This is a genomic window from Palleronia marisminoris (assembly GCF_900172315.1).
GTDB classification, from domain to species: Bacteria; Pseudomonadota; Alphaproteobacteria; order Rhodobacterales; family Rhodobacteraceae; genus Palleronia; species Palleronia marisminoris.
Genome location: NZ_FWFV01000007.1, coordinates 1 through 15,680 on the forward strand (window position 1 = coordinate 1; position 15,680 = coordinate 15,680).

The 15,680-nt window shown below is 67.6% G+C and carries 16 protein-coding genes; 9 read left to right on the forward strand and 7 right to left on the reverse strand.

Going from position 1 to position 15,680, the window contains the following annotated elements; translation table 11 throughout:
* Window positions 1-102: 102 nt before the first annotated feature.
* Complete coding sequence (locus PAM7066_RS12140; protein WP_175484640.1) at window positions 103-600, forward strand: chemotaxis protein CheW; 498 nt, start codon at window positions 103-105, stop codon at window positions 598-600.
* A gap of 177 nt (window positions 601-777) precedes the next feature.
* On the opposite strand, the gene PAM7066_RS12145 is transcribed toward PAM7066_RS12140, so the two are convergent.
* The 5 genes from PAM7066_RS12145 to PAM7066_RS12165 form a co-directional block, all read right to left on the reverse strand.
* A complete protein-coding gene (locus tag PAM7066_RS12145; protein ID WP_276326079.1) occupies window positions 778-1,821 on the reverse strand; it encodes an Ldh family oxidoreductase in 1,044 nt (347 codons plus the stop codon).
* Window positions 1,822-1,928: 107 nt separating this feature from the next.
* The gene (locus tag PAM7066_RS12150) at window positions 1,929-3,833 is read right to left on the reverse strand and encodes a hybrid sensor histidine kinase/response regulator (protein WP_217639962.1); all 1,905 of its coding nucleotides are present in this window, start codon (window positions 3,831-3,833) and stop codon (window positions 1,929-1,931) included.
* A 256-nt stretch (window positions 3,834-4,089) separates the two neighbouring features.
* Window positions 4,090-4,974 (reverse strand): alpha/beta fold hydrolase, encoded by an 885-nt coding sequence (locus PAM7066_RS12155; protein WP_217639963.1) that lies wholly within the window; start codon window positions 4,972-4,974, stop codon window positions 4,090-4,092.
* A 368-nt stretch (window positions 4,975-5,342) separates the two neighbouring features.
* Window positions 5,343-6,092, reverse strand: a complete 750-nt coding sequence (gene map / locus PAM7066_RS12160; protein WP_085854488.1) for a type I methionyl aminopeptidase — start codon at window positions 6,090-6,092, stop codon at window positions 5,343-5,345.
* A gap of 33 nt (window positions 6,093-6,125) precedes the next feature.
* Window positions 6,126-7,295 (reverse strand): MalY/PatB family protein, encoded by a 1,170-nt coding sequence (locus PAM7066_RS12165; RefSeq protein ID WP_085854489.1) that lies wholly within the window; start codon window positions 7,293-7,295, stop codon window positions 6,126-6,128.
* Between the two features lie 92 nt (window positions 7,296-7,387).
* Between PAM7066_RS12165 and def (PAM7066_RS12170) the strand changes: the two genes are divergently transcribed.
* Genes def (PAM7066_RS12170) through pyrC form a run of 4 tightly spaced genes read left to right on the forward strand, consistent with a single transcriptional unit; the run spans window position 7,388 to window position 10,171 of the window.
* The gene (def, locus tag PAM7066_RS12170) at window positions 7,388-7,906 is read left to right on the forward strand and encodes a peptide deformylase (protein ID WP_085854490.1); all 519 of its coding nucleotides are present in this window, start codon (window positions 7,388-7,390) and stop codon (window positions 7,904-7,906) included.
* A complete protein-coding gene (locus PAM7066_RS12175) occupies window positions 7,906-8,349 on the forward strand; it encodes a hypothetical protein (RefSeq protein WP_085854491.1) in 444 nt (147 codons plus the stop codon). The genes def (PAM7066_RS12170) and PAM7066_RS12175 overlap by 1 nt, the downstream gene beginning before the upstream one ends.
* The gene (gene def / locus PAM7066_RS12180) at window positions 8,349-8,843 is read left to right on the forward strand and encodes a peptide deformylase (RefSeq protein ID WP_085854492.1); all 495 of its coding nucleotides are present in this window, start codon (window positions 8,349-8,351) and stop codon (window positions 8,841-8,843) included. Before PAM7066_RS12175 ends, def (PAM7066_RS12180) begins: the two co-directional genes overlap by 1 nt.
* A gap of 59 nt (window positions 8,844-8,902) precedes the next feature.
* Window positions 8,903-10,171, forward strand: coding sequence for a dihydroorotase (pyrC, locus tag PAM7066_RS12185; RefSeq protein ID WP_085854493.1), 1,269 nt, complete (start codon window positions 8,903-8,905; stop codon window positions 10,169-10,171).
* On the opposite strand, the gene PAM7066_RS12190 is transcribed toward pyrC, so the two are convergent.
* Both PAM7066_RS12190 and PAM7066_RS12195 read right to left on the reverse strand, forming a co-directional pair.
* Window positions 10,172-10,915 (reverse strand): M48 family metallopeptidase, encoded by a 744-nt coding sequence (locus tag PAM7066_RS12190; protein WP_085854494.1) that lies wholly within the window; start codon window positions 10,913-10,915, stop codon window positions 10,172-10,174.
* Window positions 10,916-10,951: 36 nt separating this feature from the next.
* Window positions 10,952-11,890: an L-threonylcarbamoyladenylate synthase gene (locus PAM7066_RS12195; protein WP_085854495.1), complete on the reverse strand. Its 939-nt coding sequence runs from the start codon at window positions 11,888-11,890 to the stop codon at window positions 10,952-10,954.
* A 120-nt stretch (window positions 11,891-12,010) separates the two neighbouring features.
* On the opposite strand from PAM7066_RS12195, the gene PAM7066_RS12200 reads away from it, so the two are divergent.
* From PAM7066_RS12200 to PAM7066_RS12215, 4 genes are all read left to right on the forward strand, one after another.
* A complete protein-coding gene (locus PAM7066_RS12200; RefSeq protein ID WP_085854496.1) occupies window positions 12,011-13,714 on the forward strand; it encodes an acyl-CoA dehydrogenase in 1,704 nt (567 codons plus the stop codon).
* A gap of 60 nt (window positions 13,715-13,774) precedes the next feature.
* Entirely contained in the window at window positions 13,775-14,806 is a 1,032-nt protein-coding gene (locus PAM7066_RS12205) for an MBL fold metallo-hydrolase (RefSeq protein WP_085854497.1), read from the forward strand.
* Window positions 14,807-14,884: 78 nt separating this feature from the next.
* Window positions 14,885-15,019: an aa3-type cytochrome c oxidase subunit IV gene (locus PAM7066_RS12210; protein ID WP_085854704.1), complete on the forward strand. Its 135-nt coding sequence runs from the start codon at window positions 14,885-14,887 to the stop codon at window positions 15,017-15,019.
* 2 nt (window positions 15,020-15,021) lie between these two features.
* The gene (locus PAM7066_RS12215) at window positions 15,022-15,639 is read left to right on the forward strand and encodes a hypothetical protein (protein WP_085854498.1); all 618 of its coding nucleotides are present in this window, start codon (window positions 15,022-15,024) and stop codon (window positions 15,637-15,639) included.
* Window positions 15,640-15,680 lie beyond the last annotated feature (41 nt).

The window sequence follows — 15,680 nt, forward strand, 5'->3', positions numbered from 1 at the left end:
AAGGACGTGAAGGCGTTCGAGCTCGACCTAAAGTCGGAGGAGGTCTCCGACGACGACTTCCATCGCTACGCCGGCTGATCCATGAAAATCAGCACTCGGCATGTGCGGGACGTGGCGGGGGAGGAGGATTCCTCCCCCGTCTACCTCACCTTCCACCTTGGCGAGCAGACGCTCGGAATAGATGTCCGCGATGTGCGGGAGCTACTGGTCCCGGGGAAGATCACCCCGCTGCCCGATGCGCCCATCTGCGTTCTGGGAGTCGTCGATCTCCGCGGGACCCCTCTGCCGGTCGTCGACCTGAAGGCGCACCTTGACATTCCTTCGACGGCGAGCACTCACGAGCCACAGATCCTGGTCGTGGAAGTTGCGGCGGGATCACATCGCAAGCTGCTAGGAATCCTCGTCGACGGGGTGGGCCAGGTAGATGAAATTCCTGCGGACAAGATCCAGCCGTGCCCCAGCATCGGGATCAGCAATTGGGACAGCAGCATCATCGAGGGCCTCAGCCTCCGCGAAGCTGAACTGGTTGTCTTGATCCGGATCGACCGAATTTTTGGCGACATGATGGACGAACTCGCGCTTGACGGGCCCCCCGCGTAGTCTGGAGCAGTCTCTTATTCCGAAGTTGATCAAGGGCAGCGGCGCAAATTATCGATGGGTTTCGCACAGCTACCGGCTTCGCCCCAAAGTCCTCAACTTCGCTGGGTCTCTCGCCCCCTGGGTGGCCCACGGCATAAACCTGCCCCAAGCCGCCCTGCTCGTGCACAGGGGATGCCCTCACGCCGCGCGTCTCTCGAGGTCCGCGAGCAAGTGGGATGCGACGAGAAGCCCCGCCTTCGCGGCTTCTCGTTTCGCGGCCCGCCTGCGTTCAGATGGCAGCCTGGCGCCTTGGTCGGAAATCTCCTCGAAAAGGCGTTCGGCGGTTTCGAGGGAGACGCCGAAACGGCCCGGATCGATCGCGATGACCAGCTCGCCGTGCTGGACACCCTTCCGTGCGGAGCTGCCGGGCTCTGCCGTCTGGCAGCTCAGCAGGTCGCCGATCAACGGACCCGCCATAAGCTCGACCATCGTCGAGATGGCCGAACCCTTGTGGCGGCCGAAGGGAAGGAGAGCGCCCGCCAGCGCCTTGGTGCTGTCGGTCGTTGGCTGCCCCGCGTCGTCGATCGCCCACTCTTCGGGAAGGGCTTCCCCTTGCCGGCTGCGGAGCTCGACCTCGCCACGGGCAACCGCGCTCGTTGCGAAGTCGAAGGTGTAGGGCTCGCCATCGGGGCGCGGCCAGGAGAACGCGAGGGGGTTCGTCCCGAGAAGAGGCTGCGTCCCGCCAAAGGGGGCAACGTACGGATGGGTCGGCGTCATCGCGAGCGCCACCAGTCCCTGCGCGGACAGCTGCTCGACCTCCCACCAGAGGGCCGAGTAATGGAAGCAGTCGTTGACGGCGAGTGCGGCGATACCGCTGGCCCGGGCCTTCTCGACCAACTGCCCGACACCGGCTTGGAACGCGAGGAGCGAATTGCCGCCCTTGGCATCCACGGCAACCACGCCCGGGGCCCGGTCCGTCACCTCCGGCGTGGCCGTCAGATTCACCAGCCCGCTCTCCGCCACGGTCGAGCAGGAAACCAGGCGATAGAGGCCATGGGAATGACATTCCTGCGCCTGTGCCTCGACCATGTTGCGCGCCATGACCTCGACATGCGCCTGCGAATACCCGGCGCCACCGAGAATCTTCGTCGCGATATCTGCCGCATGCTGGCGAGGGATGCGCTCGTAAGGTCTGCTCTCGGTCAAATCTTCACCTGATTCGTATCCATGCTGTATCTCCACCGGCGATGAGGCGAGAACCGGCCCGCCCGACCCGCCGCATCCACCAACGAGACCACCGCCACCTGCTTGAGCGCAAGGGCCCCGTCATCCTGGCTGGAAGCCATCCATCATTGCCCGAGCGTGTCGCGGACAACGGATCGTAGCTCGTTAAAGCCGAACGGCTTGTCGAGCTTCGGCAGCCGGAGTTCACTGGCCTCGTCGAGATCGGCGTAGCCCGTGGCAAGTATCACCGGAAGATCCGGACGGATCTGTCGTGCTGCCTTCACAAGTTCGGTTCCGACCATCCGCGGCATGTTCTGGTCCGTGATCAGCAGATCCACATGCTGCTTTTCGAGAACCTTGAGCGCCTCAGCCCCGCCACTGGCTTCGATGACGCAATAGCCGAGATCCTCCAGCATGAGCGCGGTGTTCATCAGAATCAGGGCGTCATCATCGACGGCAAGCACCGTAACAGTCTTCCCGTCGCCGGTCTCCGACTCCGCGCCTGCCGCTGGTCCTGCCTTGGACAATCGCTGGGATTGGGCGGCGGGAAGCCAGAGTTCAGCCGTCGTACCTTCGCCCTTGCGGCTGCTCAGGACCAGGCGGCCGCCGGAGTCCTCAAGCAGTCCATGGACCAGCGAAAGCCCCAGTCCGGTGCCCTTGCCGGGACCCTTGGTCGTGAAGAAGGGATCGGCTGCCCGGCCGAGCGTCTCTTCGTCCATTCCCTCACCCGTGTCCGAAACGGAAAGACGCACATAGGCCCCGCCCTTGAGGCCCGTCACCTGCCCGTCCGAAACCTCCTCGCTCGACAGGGTGATGGTCAGCGTCCCGCCCTGGGGCATGGCGTCACGTGCATTGGCTGCCACGTTGAGCAAGGCAAGCTCGAGCTGTGTCGGATCCACCATCGCCTGAGGCACCGAGAGAGGGGCCTGGGTTTCGACCGAGATATCGCTGCCAAGCGAGAGCCGCAGCAGATCACCGGCGCCTCGAATGAGCGCCGGAAGGTCCACCGCCTGCGGTTCGAGCGGCTGACGGCGGGAAAAGGCCAGCAGGCGGGAGGTCAGGGTGGCGCCCCGATGAACGCCCTGAACCGCGTTCTCGAGCAGGCGCGTGACCCGAGACTCGTCAGGCAGCCGGTTCTGGAGCAATTCGAGGCTGCTGGATATCGCCATCAGGAGGTTGTTGAAATCATGCGCGATCCCGCCGGCGAGTTGGCCCAGTGCCTCCATCTTGCGGGCCTGGAGTAACTCTTCCTGCGTCTCCTCGAGTGCGCGTTGTGCCTCCCGCTTCTCGGTGATGTCACGGGTGACCTTGGCGAAGCCGATCAGGTGGCCGTCATCGTCGCGGATCGGGTCCACCACCACGCTGGCCCAGAAGCGGGTCCCGTCCCGCCGCACCCGCCAGCCCTCGTGCTCGAAGCGACCTTCGCGTTCGGCAGTCGCGAGCGCCCGTGAGGGCAGCCCGTCATGCCGGTCTTCCTCGGTATAGAAGCGCGAGAAGTGCTGGCCGATGATCTCGGCGGGCGCGTAGCCCTTGATGCGGCGCGCGCCGGCGTTCCAGCTCGCCACGTGACCGGTGGGGTCGAGCATGTAGATGGCGTAGTCCGTGACGCCCTGGACGAGAAGCCGGAACTGCTCCTGACTCTTGCGCAGCGCTTCCTCTGTCGCCCTCCGTTCTGTCAGGTCGCGGGTGATCTTGGCGAAGCCCAGGAGGTCGCCCGAAGGCGATCGGATGGGGTCGATGACGACATGCGCCCAGAAGTGGCTGCCGTCTTTGCGGACGCGCCACCCCTCGTTCTCGAAGCGTCCCTCGGCATCGGCGGTCCGAAGCGCGCGCTCCGGCAACCCGCTATCCTTGTCGTCCTGGGTATAGAAGCGAGAGAAATGCTCGCCGAGTATCTCGGCCGCGTCATAGCCCTTGAAGCGCTGCGCGCCGGGATTCCAGCTTGAAACGTGGCCGCCGGGGTCCAGCATGTAGATTGCGTAGTCCGTGATCGATTCCAGCAGAAGTCGGTACCGGTCATCATCGCTCACCTGGTGTGCCAAGCTGTTCTCCTCGGTCTCTCTCATCCCTTCAGATCGCTCGTGAACGGTCTTTGGGCTTCTTCTTCTGAATCTTCGGGCACGATGTAGGCTGTCGGGCGCGAGGTCCAGAGGGCGATGAGGCACCCGTTCCTGGAAGCCAGTTCCCGACGATGTCGCCAACCGGGCGACCGAGCGGCATGGCGATGGACGCGCAGCGCGGTCGCCTGTCCGTGTAAGATCTGATGACGAGTCCCTAGCGCCGAGGCTACGTCTTCCGAGGCGCGGCAACCTTCTCGATCGCCGCCATGACCACACCCGTATCTGTCTGATGGATCATGTGTCCCGCGCCTGGAACGAGGTCGAAGCTGCTCTTCGCGATCTCCCGGTGAAGACGCGCTGACTGCGCCTTGGGATCGACGAGGCGGTCCTCGGCGCCAGCGACGATGGCGACGGGCATCCCGAGGCTGGAGTAGATGGCACGATAGGCGGCGGCATCGGGGATCATCAGCGCCGATTCCGCGGCGCTCGCCCGTATCTGGGACGGCCGAACGGCCATGGCCTTCGGGAAGCCCGCGAATTTCGCCGGGACGCGCTGCGGGCCGAAGATCTTCCGCATCAGGAGCGGCCACATCAACCGGCTCAGGATCGGAGAGATGGTGTAGCGCATGAGGTCGCCCACCAGCGGTACCGCCGGGCCGGCCATGCCGATCACGTCGGGCCTCGCGGTCGGATAGTAGTAGCCCGAGGCGAGCACCAGCCCGCTGACCAGCCAGGGATACTTGTGCGCAAGCGCCACAGCCACCGAGCAGCCCCAGGAGTGACCAAGGATCGTCGCACGCTCGATGCCGATCCGCGAGAGCGCCTCGTGGATCAGATCCGCTTGCGCCTCGGGCGTCCAGACCCTGCTCCGTGGGCGTGCGCTGTGGCCGTAACCCGGGCGGTCGAATGCGATGACGCGATGAGTCCGGGTGGCGAGATCGATGAGGCCGCTCGACTCGAAGTCCTGGATCATGCTGCCATTGCCGTGCAGCAGGACGATCGGATCCCCATCGCCGCGGTCCACGTAGTGCAGACGAACGCCGTCGATGTTCAGAAACTCGCCGGCCGGGGGATTGTCGCGCTCGGCCTTCCGGGCGAGGCGGTGGTTCACGAAAGCAGATACCGCGAGGCCGGCAATCGCAAGGCCAAGGACGTTGGACCCGCTGGACGGCCGCGGGGGTGCCGCACGCTTCCGGATTGCGTTGCGCCTACCAGGGTAACTGCTCAAGCGAAATGTCATCAGGGTTTCCGTTCACTATGGCGCGTGACAGCCCGGCGGGCGGCTTCGTGGTGCAGGACATCTACGTTTCCCGGATGCAGTGGTTCCTCGCCCTGAAAGCGGGGTCCGCCCGAAGCAGCGATCCTTGGCGGCAAGCCACGAGAGATCGTGAAAGATTCCTGCACCAGCGGCAGCGCGAGGTCGCGGATCGGCCCTTCTGGGCCCGGAAGTCGAATTCCCGAGTGCGCCCGAAGTATGGATCATCCCGGCAGTGTCACGATCGTCGCCCCGCGATCCGTCGCGACCACCGTATGTTCATACTGCACGACCGGGGCCGCCGGCTCGCTGTAGAGCGTCCAGCCATCGCTCCCGCCGCTGGCCCAGAGCCCGCCCGTCGAGAGGAAGGGCTCGACCGTCATGACAAGCCCCTTGTTGATGCGTCGCGTGTCGCCACGGGTCGGCCAGGTCGCGATCTCACCGGGGTACTCGTGCAAGGACCGGCCCACGCCGTGGCTGGCCAGGTTGCGGATCAGCGTGTAGCCCCGGCCCGAGGCGAAGCGGCCGATGGCCCGGCCGATACCCGCCAGCGGCTTGTCCCGACCGACCTGGGCGATCCCGATCTGCATCGCGCGCCTCCCGTCGCGGCAGAGGCGGTGCAGCGACGGGTCTTCTGGCGCGAGATTGTACGTCGCCCCGGTATCGGCGAAGTACCCGTCCTTGGAGGCCGACACGTCGATGTTCACCAGGTCTCCGAGCGCGATGACCCGGTCGCCCGGTATGCCATGCGCAATCTCCTCGTTCACGCTGATGCAGGTGAAGCCCGGAAAATCGTAGGTCGATTGCGGGGCCGAAACGGCTCCCTCATGCTCCAGCAGATCGCGGCCGATCTCGTCCAGCTCGCGGGTGGTCATGCCGGGCTCCATCGCTTTCGCCATGGCCTGCATCGTGTTCGCGACGATCCGGCCGATCTCCTTCAGGCCGTCCAACTCGTCCTCGTGCGTGATCGTCATGTTCGGCCTTTCGCGGGTTCGGGGCAGGTGCGGTCACTGCAGGTCGGCGAAGGCGCTTTCCAGGCGGGCGCAGGCGTCCTCGATCTGGGCGCGGGGCATGCCGATGTTGAAGCGCAGGAAACTTTCGCCGCCCTTGCCGAAGGTGCCGCCGTGGTTGGCGGCGATGGACGCGTCCTGCTCGACCCGGCGCGTCGCCTCGGACAGGGCCATTCCGGTGCCCGAGAAATCGACCCAGCTGAGATAGGTCGCTTCCAGAGGCATGGAGGACAGCCCCGGAATGGCGGCGATCGTCGCGTCGAAGATGCGGCGGTTCTCGTCCAGATAGGCCACCAGCCCGTCCACCCACTCCGCGCCTTCCGCCGAATAGGCGGCCTCGGTCATGGCGAGTCCGAACGAATTGGGCGAGAGGCCGAGCGCGCCCATCCGCCCGGCGAACCGCGCGCGCAGGTCGTCGTCGGCGATGATGACGTTGCCCGTATGGCTGCCGGCGATGTTGAACGTCTTCGAGGGCGCGTTCAGCGTCACCAGCCGATCCTCGACGCCCGGCGTCAGCGCCATGGGGCGGTGGACGTGGCCGGGATAGGTCAGGTCCTGATGGATCTCGTCCGAGACCAGCGCCAGGTTGTGGCGTATCGCGAAGTCGGCGATCGCGGCGTTCTCTTCCGCCGTCCAGACGCGTCCGCCGGGATTGTGGGGCGAGCACCAGATCACCATGCTCTCGTTGCCCTGCATGGCGGCGTCGAAGGCGTCGATGTCGAGGACGTACTTGCCTTCGACGACCGGCATCTGAAGCTCGCGCACCTCGCGCCCCGCCGCGCGGATCACGCGGGCGAAGGCGTGGTAGACGGGGGTGAAGAGGACCACGGCGTCGCCGGGCTGCGTGTAGGCATCGACGCAGAGGCCGGTGGCGTTGACGAGGCCATGGGTCGTCAGGATGTGGGCGGGGTCGATGGACCAGCCGTGGCGCGTCTCCATCCACCAGCGGATCGCCTCGAGATAGGCGGTGTCGTCGCCGTAGTAGCCGTAAACCCCGTGGGCGTGCATCCGGGCGACGGCATCCTGTACGCATTGCGGCGGGCGGAACTCCGTGTCGGCGACCCACATGGCAAGGCCCGTCTCGGCGGGAACGCCGTAGATCGCCTCCATCTTGTCCCACTTTGCGCAATGGGTGCCGCGGCGGTCGATGATCTCGTCGAAACTCATGGGATGCTCCTTTGGCCGCTTGGCTAGCAGGCAGGGCGCGGGAGGTGAAGCGGGGCGTTGCGAAGGGCGCGAGGCTCGCCTAAATCCCCTGCATGATCCGCCCCATCCTGATCCACCCCGACCCGCGGCTGAAGACCCGCGCGACCGAGATCGGCGCCCCCGACGCCGAGATCCGCGCCCTGGCGTCCGACATGCTGGAAACCATGTACGACGCGCCGGGCATCGGCCTTGCCGCGCCGCAGATCGGCGTGATGAAGCGCCTGTTCGTCATGGACTGCATCAAGGAAGAGGGCGCCGAGCCGCGCCCGATGGCCCTGATCGATCCGGTGGTCGAGTGGTCCTCGGAGGCGCTGAACACCTACGAGGAAGGGTGCCTGTCGATCCCCGAGCAATATGCCGATGTCGAGCGCCCGGCCGAGGTCGAGGTGTCCTGGACCGACCTTGACGGCGCGCGGCAGCGCGAGCGGTTCGCCGGCCTCTGGGCGACCTGCGCGCAGCACGAGATAGACCACCTCGATGGCAAGCTGTTCATCGACTACCTCAAGCCGATGCGGCGGCAGATGATCACCCGCAAGATGCAGAAGATGAAGCGAGAGCAGGCGCGCGCGTGATGCCGCCGGTCTACGCTCCGCGCCCCGTGCGCCACCTGATGATGTGGCGGATCGGAGCCCTGCGCGTGAAGCCCTACCATATCGGCCATGCGGTGCCGACCGAGGCGCGCGTGTCTGCGGCACGGCTCGAGGCCGACCGGATGGCCGAGGCTGCCGCGACCGAAGGCAGTTCGCACGATCTTGGCTTCGCCGTGGTGCACGAGGGCGAGGCCGGGACGTGGCTGCTGATGGACTGGTGGGCGCATGGCGACATCCTGTGTCAGCGCCTCAGCCTTGACGATGGGGCCGGGTTCCGGGCCGTGGATGACCGCCCTCTGACCGCCTGCGTATGGGAGCTCCCGGTGCTGATGCACGAGCGCGACGCCTGGGTGCGGCACATGATGCACGCGCCCGCCTCGGCCGATCGCTACCTGTCGGACCGCCTGCCCGAGGGGGTCGTCTGATGGCGGTCCGCCCGATCCTGCGCTGGCCGGACCGGCGGTTGCGCGTTTCTGCGGCCCCGGTCGAGGCGGTGACGGACGACATCCGCGCGATATGGCAGGACATGATTGACACGATGGACGCGATGCCGGGCGTGGGCCTTGCCGCGCCGCAGATCGGGGTGGGGCTGCGCCTTGCGGTGGTCGATGCCAGCGATGCGCGCGGGCAGGCGGTTCGAATGGCTAATCCGCAGGTGCTGCATGCGAGTGTCGAGGATCGCGTGCATGAAGAGGCCTCGCCCTGTTTGCCGGGTGTCTCGGCCAAGGTGGCGCGGCCGCGCGCGGTGACGGTGCGGTTCTTGAACGCCGAGGGCGCGGTCGTGGAGCGGGATTTCGTTCACCTCTGGGCGGCGAGCGTGCAGCACCAGATCGACCACCTGGATGGCAAGCTGTTCGTGGATCGCCTCAGCCGCACCAAGCGCGAGATGCTGATCCGGCGGTCGGCCAAGGCGGGCTGATTGTTGCCACGCGGGGGTGGGGCGGCGTATGTCGGCGACGCCCGGACCCGGAGACGCCCATGACCCTGACCTTCCGCAACGCCCGCCTGATCGATCCCGAAACCGGCGAGGAGCGCCGGGGCGACCTGCACGTCGCCGAGGGACACATCTTGGACGCGGCACCCGAGGCGGCCGAGGTGATCGACTGCCGGGGCAAGTGCCTTGCGCCGGGGATCGTGGATCTGGGCGTGAAGGTCTCTGAACCCGGCGAGCGGCACAAGGAAAGCTTCGCCTCGGCCGGACGCGCCGCCGCCCGGGGCGGGGTGACGACGATGGTGACGCGGCCCGATACGAACCCCGCCATCGACACGCCCGAGGTGCTGGAGTTCGTCGCCAGACGGGCCGAGGCCGATTCGAAGGTGCGGACGGCCCATATGGCCGCGCTGACCAAGGGGCGGGACGGGCGCGAGATGACCGAGATCGGGTTCCTGATGGATGCGGGGGCTGTGGCGTTCACCGATTGCGACCGGGTGGTGGAGGATACGCGCGTGCTGTCCCGCGCGCTGACCTATGCCAAGGGCCTTGGTGCGCTGGTCGTGGGGCATGTGCAGGAGCCGGGGTTGAGCCGGGGGGCCGCGGCGACGAGCGGCAAGTTCGCGTCGCTTTACGGGCTGCCGGGGGTGTCGCCGATGGCGGAACGGATGGGGCTGGACCGGGATATCTCGCTGCTGGAGATGACGGGCGCGCGGTATCACGTCGACCAGATCACCTCTGCCCGGGCGCTGCCGGCGCTGGAGCGGGCCAAGCGCAACGGGCTGGATATCACCGCCGGGATCGGCATCCACCACCTGACGCTGAACGAGCTGGACGTGGCGGGCTATCGGACATTCTTCAAGCTGAAGCCGCCGCTTCGGGCGGAGGATGACCGGCAGGCGGCGGTCGAGGCTGTCGCCTCGGGGCTGATCGACGTTATCTGTTCGATGCACACGCCGCAGGACGAGGAATCGAAGCGCCTGCCCTTTGAAGAAGCCGCATCGGGTGCGGTTGGGCTAGAGACGCTGCTGCCCGCCGCGATGCAGCTGGTGCATGCGGGCAGCCTGACGCTGCCGCAGCTGTGGCGGGCGCTGTCGCTGACCCCGGCGCGGCGGCTGGGGCTGGAGGGGGGGCGGCTGTCGGCGGGCGCTCCGGCGGACCTGGTGCTGTTCGACCCCGATGCGCCCTTCGTGCTGGATCGCTCGACGCTGGCGTCGAAATCCAAGAACACGCCGTTCGACGGGGCGCGGATGCAGGGGCGGGTGCTGGGAACGTGGGTCGGCGGCGCGCAGGTCTATGCGCGCGAGGCGGCCTGATCAGATCGTCTCGAGGATTTCCTCGATCTCACGGATGCGGGACGCCGGGGTGGGGTGGGTCGCGAGGAACTCGGGCGCGCGGTTGGCGTTCGCGGCTTGCATCCGTTGCCACAGGGTGACGGCCTCTTGCGGGTTGAACCCGGCATCCGACATGGTGGTGAGGCCAAGGGCGTCGGCCTCGATCTCCTGGTCGCGGGAATAGGGCAGCAGCAGGCCGTAATCCAGGCCGAGGCCTAGGGCCGCGGCGATCTCGGCGCTGTATTCCACGCCGCCGACATTCAGGAAGAACGACACGATCCGCAGCCCCGCGTTCCGGGCGATCTGGGCCGACATGCGTTTTTGCGCGTGCTCGGCCGAGAGGTGTCCGATCTCGTGCCCGACGATGGCGGCAAGCTGCGCCTCGTTCTGGACGACGTCGAACATGCCCTCGTAGACGCCGATCTTGCCGCCGGGCAGGGCGAAGGCGTTGATCTGGGGCGAGGCGAAGACCTCGATCTCCCACCCGTCATGCTCGACCGCCGACGCGTTCAGAAGCCGCATGGACACGCTTTGGAGCGCCTGTTCGTACGACCTGTTGCGGCTGAGGGGCGTGGTCTCGAGCATTTGCTCCCACGCCTCCTGGCCCATGCGCGCGGCCTCTTCGTCCGAGACGAGGTTCGGGGCCTCGTCACATCCCGAGAGCGCGACCGGGGCGGTGAGCGAGGCGCCCAGGAAAGCGCGGCGGGTGAAGCAGCTTTGGCACATGAAGCTCGAACGCGCGTCTTTGGCGGGCGTTCCGGCCTATCGTGGGGCGGCCGCGCGGCGCAGGCGGTCGTTGATCGCGCGGCCGACGCCCCGTTCGGGGATGGGGCTGACGGCGATGCGGCGCGCGCCCATGCGGTCGAGGGTCTGGAGATGGCCGAAGAGCTGTGCGGCGGCCTCGGTCAGGTCGCCGGTGGGCGAGAGGTTCAGGTCGGCGTTGATGGGGCCGAAGCCCAGCAGGACCTCGTCCGGGTCGGGCTGCGTGACGTTCAACCGCACCCGGCCCTGCGGCGCGTAGTGCGAGGCGAGTTGGCCGGGCGCGGTGGGGGTGTCGCCGGGTGCTTCAAGGCTGATGGGGGTGCCCAGCAGCGCCTCGATCCGCTCGACCGGGAGGCCGCCGGGGCGGAGCAGGCGGACGGTGCCGTCCACGGGCATCAGGATCGTCGATTCGAGGCCGACCGGGCACGGGCCGCCGTCGAGGATCGCGTCGATCCGGTCGCCGAGGCCAGCCTCGACATGGTCGGCCGTGGTAGGGCTGACCCGGCCCGAGGGGTTGGCCGAGGGCGCGGCGACGGGACGGCCGGTGCGTTCCAGAAGGCGCAGGGCCAACGGGGCGGCGGGCACGCGGACGGCCAGCGTGGGAAGGCCCGCGGTGACAATGTCGGCGACGGGGGCGCCATCGCGCAGGGGCAGGACCAGCGTCATCGGGCCGGGCCAGAAGGCGCGGGCCAGTTGGCGGGCAAGGTCGTCGAAGTGGACGAGGTCTTCGGCCGCTTGAAGCGAGGGGACATGCGCGATCAGGGGGTTGAAGCTGGGCCGGCCCTTCGCGGCGTAGATGCCGGCCACCGCGCGGGCATCGGTGGCGTCGGCGCCGAGGCCGTAGACAGTCTCGGTCGGGAAGGCGACGAGGGCGCCCTGCCGCAAGAGCTGGGCGGCGCGGTCGATCCCGGGCGTGTCGGCGGAGAGGCGCAACGTCATGGCGTCGGATTAGGCCAGCCGGGGCGCCTTGGCCAGACGGGCAATAACGCCGCGTTCCGCTTGTCGGGCGGGGGGTGGCCCGCCATTCTGACGGTCACGCCAGTTGGAGGAGCCGCCGCCATGCCCTATCGCGCCCCGTTGAACGACTATCGTTTCATCTTCGAGAATGTCGTCGGGTTCTCCCGCGTTGCCGAGACCGAGCGCTTCGCCGAGGCCACGCCGGAACTGGTCGAGCAGATCCTGACCGAGGCCGCACGGCTGAGCGAAGAGGTGATCGCGCCGTTGAACTGGCCCGGCGACCGCAACCCGGCCAAGCTGGAGAACGGCGTGGTGCGGACGTCTCCGGGCTTCGGCGACGGCTACAAGGCGATCGCCGAGGGCGGCTGGGTCGGCATGGCGGCCAACCCCGATCATGGCGGCATGGGCCTGCCGATGGCGGTGACGACGGCGGTGAACGAGATGCTGTCATCGGCCTGCCTGTCGTTGCAGCTGTGCCCTCTGCTGAGCCAGGGCCAGATCGAGGCGCTGGAGCATCATGCCAGCGACGAGCTGAAGGCGCTGTACCTGCCCAAGCTGACCAGCGGCGAATGGTCGGGAACGATGAACCTGACCGAGCCGCAGGCGGGGTCGGACGTGGGGGCGCTGCGGACGAAGGCCGAGCCGCAGGAAGACGGCAGCTACCGGATCACGGGGCAGAAGATCTACATCACCTGGGGCGACGCGGATTTCCTGCCGAACGTCGTGCATCTTGTGCTGGCGCGCCTGCCGGATGCGCCCGCCGGGACCAAGGGGATCAGCCTGTTCCTCGTCCCGAAATACCTGCCGAACGAGGCGGGCGAGCCGGGCGAGCAGAACGACCTGCGGGTCGTCAGCCTGGAAGAGAAGATGGGCATCCACGCCTCGCCGACCTGCGTGATGGAGTTCGACGGCGCGACCGGCTGGCTGGTTGGTGGGCCGAACAAGGGCATGGCGGCGATGTTCACCATGATGAACAACGCGCGCCTCGGCGTCGGCGCGCAGGGCATTGGCGTGGGCGAGCGTGCGTATCAGCACGCGGTGGCCTACGCGATGGACCGGGTGCAGGGGAAGGCGAGCGGCTCGGGCGCGATCGTCGAACATGCCGACGTGCGGCGAATGCTGACCCAGATGAAGGCGGACTTGTTCGCCGCGCGCTCCATCGCGCTGATGAACGCGGTGGCGATCGACATGGCCGCGGCCACCGGCGAGGCCGGGTGGAAGGCACGTGCGGCGCTGCTGACGCCGATCACCAAGGTCTTCGGCACCGAAACCGGCGTGCAGGTCGCGCATGAGGGGGTGCAGATCCACGGCGGCATGGGCTTCGTCGAGGAAACCGGCGCCGCCCAGTTCAGCCGCGACGCCCGCATCACCCCGATCTACGAGGGGACGAACGGCATCCAGGCGATGGACCTCGTGGCGCGCAAGATGATGGACGGGGGCGAGGCGGCATTCTCCCTGATCGACGAGATCCAGTCGCAGGCGGAAGAGGCCCGCGCGTCTCACGAGGCGCTGGCCCAGAAGGTCTGGGAGGCCACCGAGGCGCTGCGCGAGACGACCGAATGGCTGGCCGAGCAGGAGATGCAGGACCGCTTTGCCGGCGCCGTGCCCTACCTCTATGCCTTCGCCCGGGTGCTGGGCGGTGCCGCGCATCTGCGGGCCGCGCAGAAGGGCGACGCGGCGCGCGGGGCCTTCGCCGCGTTCTACATCGACCGGCTGCTGCCCGAACATCGCGCACTTCTGGCGCAGGCGCGGGCGGGGGCAAAGGGCCTCTATTCGATCAGCCTGGACGACCTGACGGCGGCCTGAGTCGCGCAGTTGTCTACGGCTGGCCGAGGCGATACGGGTCCCCGGACAAAGGGGGCCGACATGAAAAGCGACGGCGGAACGATCCGGTACATTCACGAGACGCCGCCCGAATTCGGCGTGCCGACCGCGATCGCCAAGGGGGTGGAATGGCTGCGCTTGCCCCTGCCGATGGCGCTGGACCACGTGAATTGCTGGATCCTCGACGAGGGGGACGGCGCCGTCACAATCGTCGATACCGGCTTCGACAGCCGGAAGACGCGCGACCTCTGGACACGGGCGCTGGACGGGCGGCGGGTTGCGCGGGTCGTCGTCACCCACCACCACCCCGACCATGTGGGCCTTGCCGGCTGGTTCCAGGCCGAGCACGGGACCGAGTTGCTGATGCCACGCACGGGCTGGCTGATGGCGCGGATGCTGACTCTCGACCTGCAGGAGCGTCCCGCGCCCGAGACGCTTGCCTTCTGGCGCGCCGCCGGGATGCCGTCCGAGATGATCGAGGCGCGCGCGGCCGAGCGGCCCTTCAACTTCGCCGACGTGGTGACGCCCCTGCCGCTTGGCTACCGGCGGCTGATGAACGAGGACATGATCTGCCTCGGCGGGCGGTGGTGGCATATCCATTGCGGCGACGGCCATGCCCCCGAACATGCGACGCTGTGGGAAGAGGACGGGCCGCTCGTCCTTGGCGGGGACCAGTTCCTGCCCTCGATCTCGCCCAATCTCGGCATCTACGCGACCGAGCCCGAGGCCGACCCGGTGGGCGAATGGATGGCCTCGTGCGAGCGGTTCCGCGGGCTTGCGACGCCCGACAGGATCGTCCTGCCGGGTCACAAGCTGCCCTATCGCGGCCTCGACACCCGGTTGCGTCAGCTGATCGAGAATCACGATGGCGCGCTCGACCGGCTGAGATCGCACATGACCGAGCCGCGCAGCGCGGTCGAGTGCTTCCGCCCGCTGTTCAAGCGCGAGATCGGGACGGCGGAATACGGCCTCGCCCTGGTCGAGGCGGTCGCCCATTGCCAGCACCTGGTCCATCGCGGCGAAGTGCTGCGCGAAACCGGCACGGACGGCGTGTGGCGCTTCGCATTGCGGTGAATTCTGCGTCCACGGGGCGGTGACAGTCCCGCACACATGGGCTATCAGACCGCGGAACTGTTTTCTTCGGAGCGGAACATGGCCAAGCATTCCCACGGCTCGATGGATACCACGCATCACGAGAAGGTCTTCAACTCGTTCATCACGTGGATCACCCGCGGAACGATCGCAATCATCCTCGGCTTGATCTTCCTCTGGCTCGTCAACGGCTGATCGTGCCCCGCATCGTTATTGCGCTCGCCGCGCTCTGCCTTGCGCTGGCGGGCTGCGCCGTGGGCAATCCGCCGCCCTCCGACCCGGCCGAGGTCGCCCGTCGCAGCTTTTCCGACAGCGGTCCTGCGCAGATCACGCTGTTCACGGTACGCGGCGTCGGCAAGGATAACGGCGCGCACACGGCGCTGCTGGTGAACGGCAGCGAGCGGGTGCTGTGGGATCCGGCGGGTTCGTTCCTTCATCCGCAGGTGCCCGAGATCGGCGACGTCCTTTTCGGCATCACCCCGATGATCGAGCGCATCTATACGGACTACCACGTCCGCCCGGATTTCTACGTCGTTCGGCAGGACAAGACCGTCACGCGCGAGACCGCCGACCGCATTATCTCGGCAATGCGGGCGCATGGCGCGGCGGGGCAGGCGACTTGCGCGCTGTCGACCAGCGGTATCCTGCGGCAGGCGGGGTTCGATGTCGGGCGCAGTTGGTTCCCCAATGCCCTGGTGCGCGACTTCGGCGAGTTGCCGGGCGTCACGACCACGCGGATCGACACATCGAACGTGAACACGAACCACAACGTGATCTTCGGGCGCGGTGGCGTGCCGCTGCCGCCGGGCGCCTGAGCCGTCCAGGAAAGCCGGGCGACCCGGCGGCGGCGTTGCGC

What these genes read in the sequence shown, in the direction of transcription:
- PAM7066_RS12175 (WP_085854491.1), top strand. Translation starts at nt 7,906, where the DNA reads ATGCCGCCGGTCTACGCTCCGCGCCCCGTGCGCCACCTGATGATGTGG.
- def (WP_085854490.1), top strand. Translation starts at nt 7,388, where the DNA reads ATGATCCGCCCCATCCTGATCCACCCCGACCCGCGGCTGAAGACCCGC.
- PAM7066_RS12195 (WP_085854495.1), bottom strand. Translation starts at nt 11,890, where the DNA reads ATGACGTTGCGCCTCTCCGCCGACACGCCCGGGATCGACCGCGCCGCC.
- PAM7066_RS12165 (WP_085854489.1), bottom strand. Translation starts at nt 7,295, where the DNA reads ATGAGTTTCGACGAGATCATCGACCGCCGCGGCACCCATTGCGCAAAG.
- PAM7066_RS12200 (WP_085854496.1), top strand. Translation starts at nt 12,011, where the DNA reads ATGCCCTATCGCGCCCCGTTGAACGACTATCGTTTCATCTTCGAGAAT.
- PAM7066_RS12210 (WP_085854704.1), top strand. Translation starts at nt 14,885, where the DNA reads ATGGCCAAGCATTCCCACGGCTCGATGGATACCACGCATCACGAGAAG.
- pyrC (WP_085854493.1), top strand. Translation starts at nt 8,903, where the DNA reads ATGACCCTGACCTTCCGCAACGCCCGCCTGATCGATCCCGAAACCGGC.
- def (WP_085854492.1), top strand. Translation starts at nt 8,349, where the DNA reads ATGGCGGTCCGCCCGATCCTGCGCTGGCCGGACCGGCGGTTGCGCGTT.
- PAM7066_RS12205 (WP_085854497.1), top strand. Translation starts at nt 13,775, where the DNA reads ATGAAAAGCGACGGCGGAACGATCCGGTACATTCACGAGACGCCGCCC.
- map (WP_085854488.1), bottom strand. Translation starts at nt 6,092, where the DNA reads ATGACGATCACGCACGAGGACGAGTTGGACGGCCTGAAGGAGATCGGC.
- PAM7066_RS12190 (WP_085854494.1), bottom strand. Translation starts at nt 10,915, where the DNA reads ATGTGCCAAAGCTGCTTCACCCGCCGCGCTTTCCTGGGCGCCTCGCTC.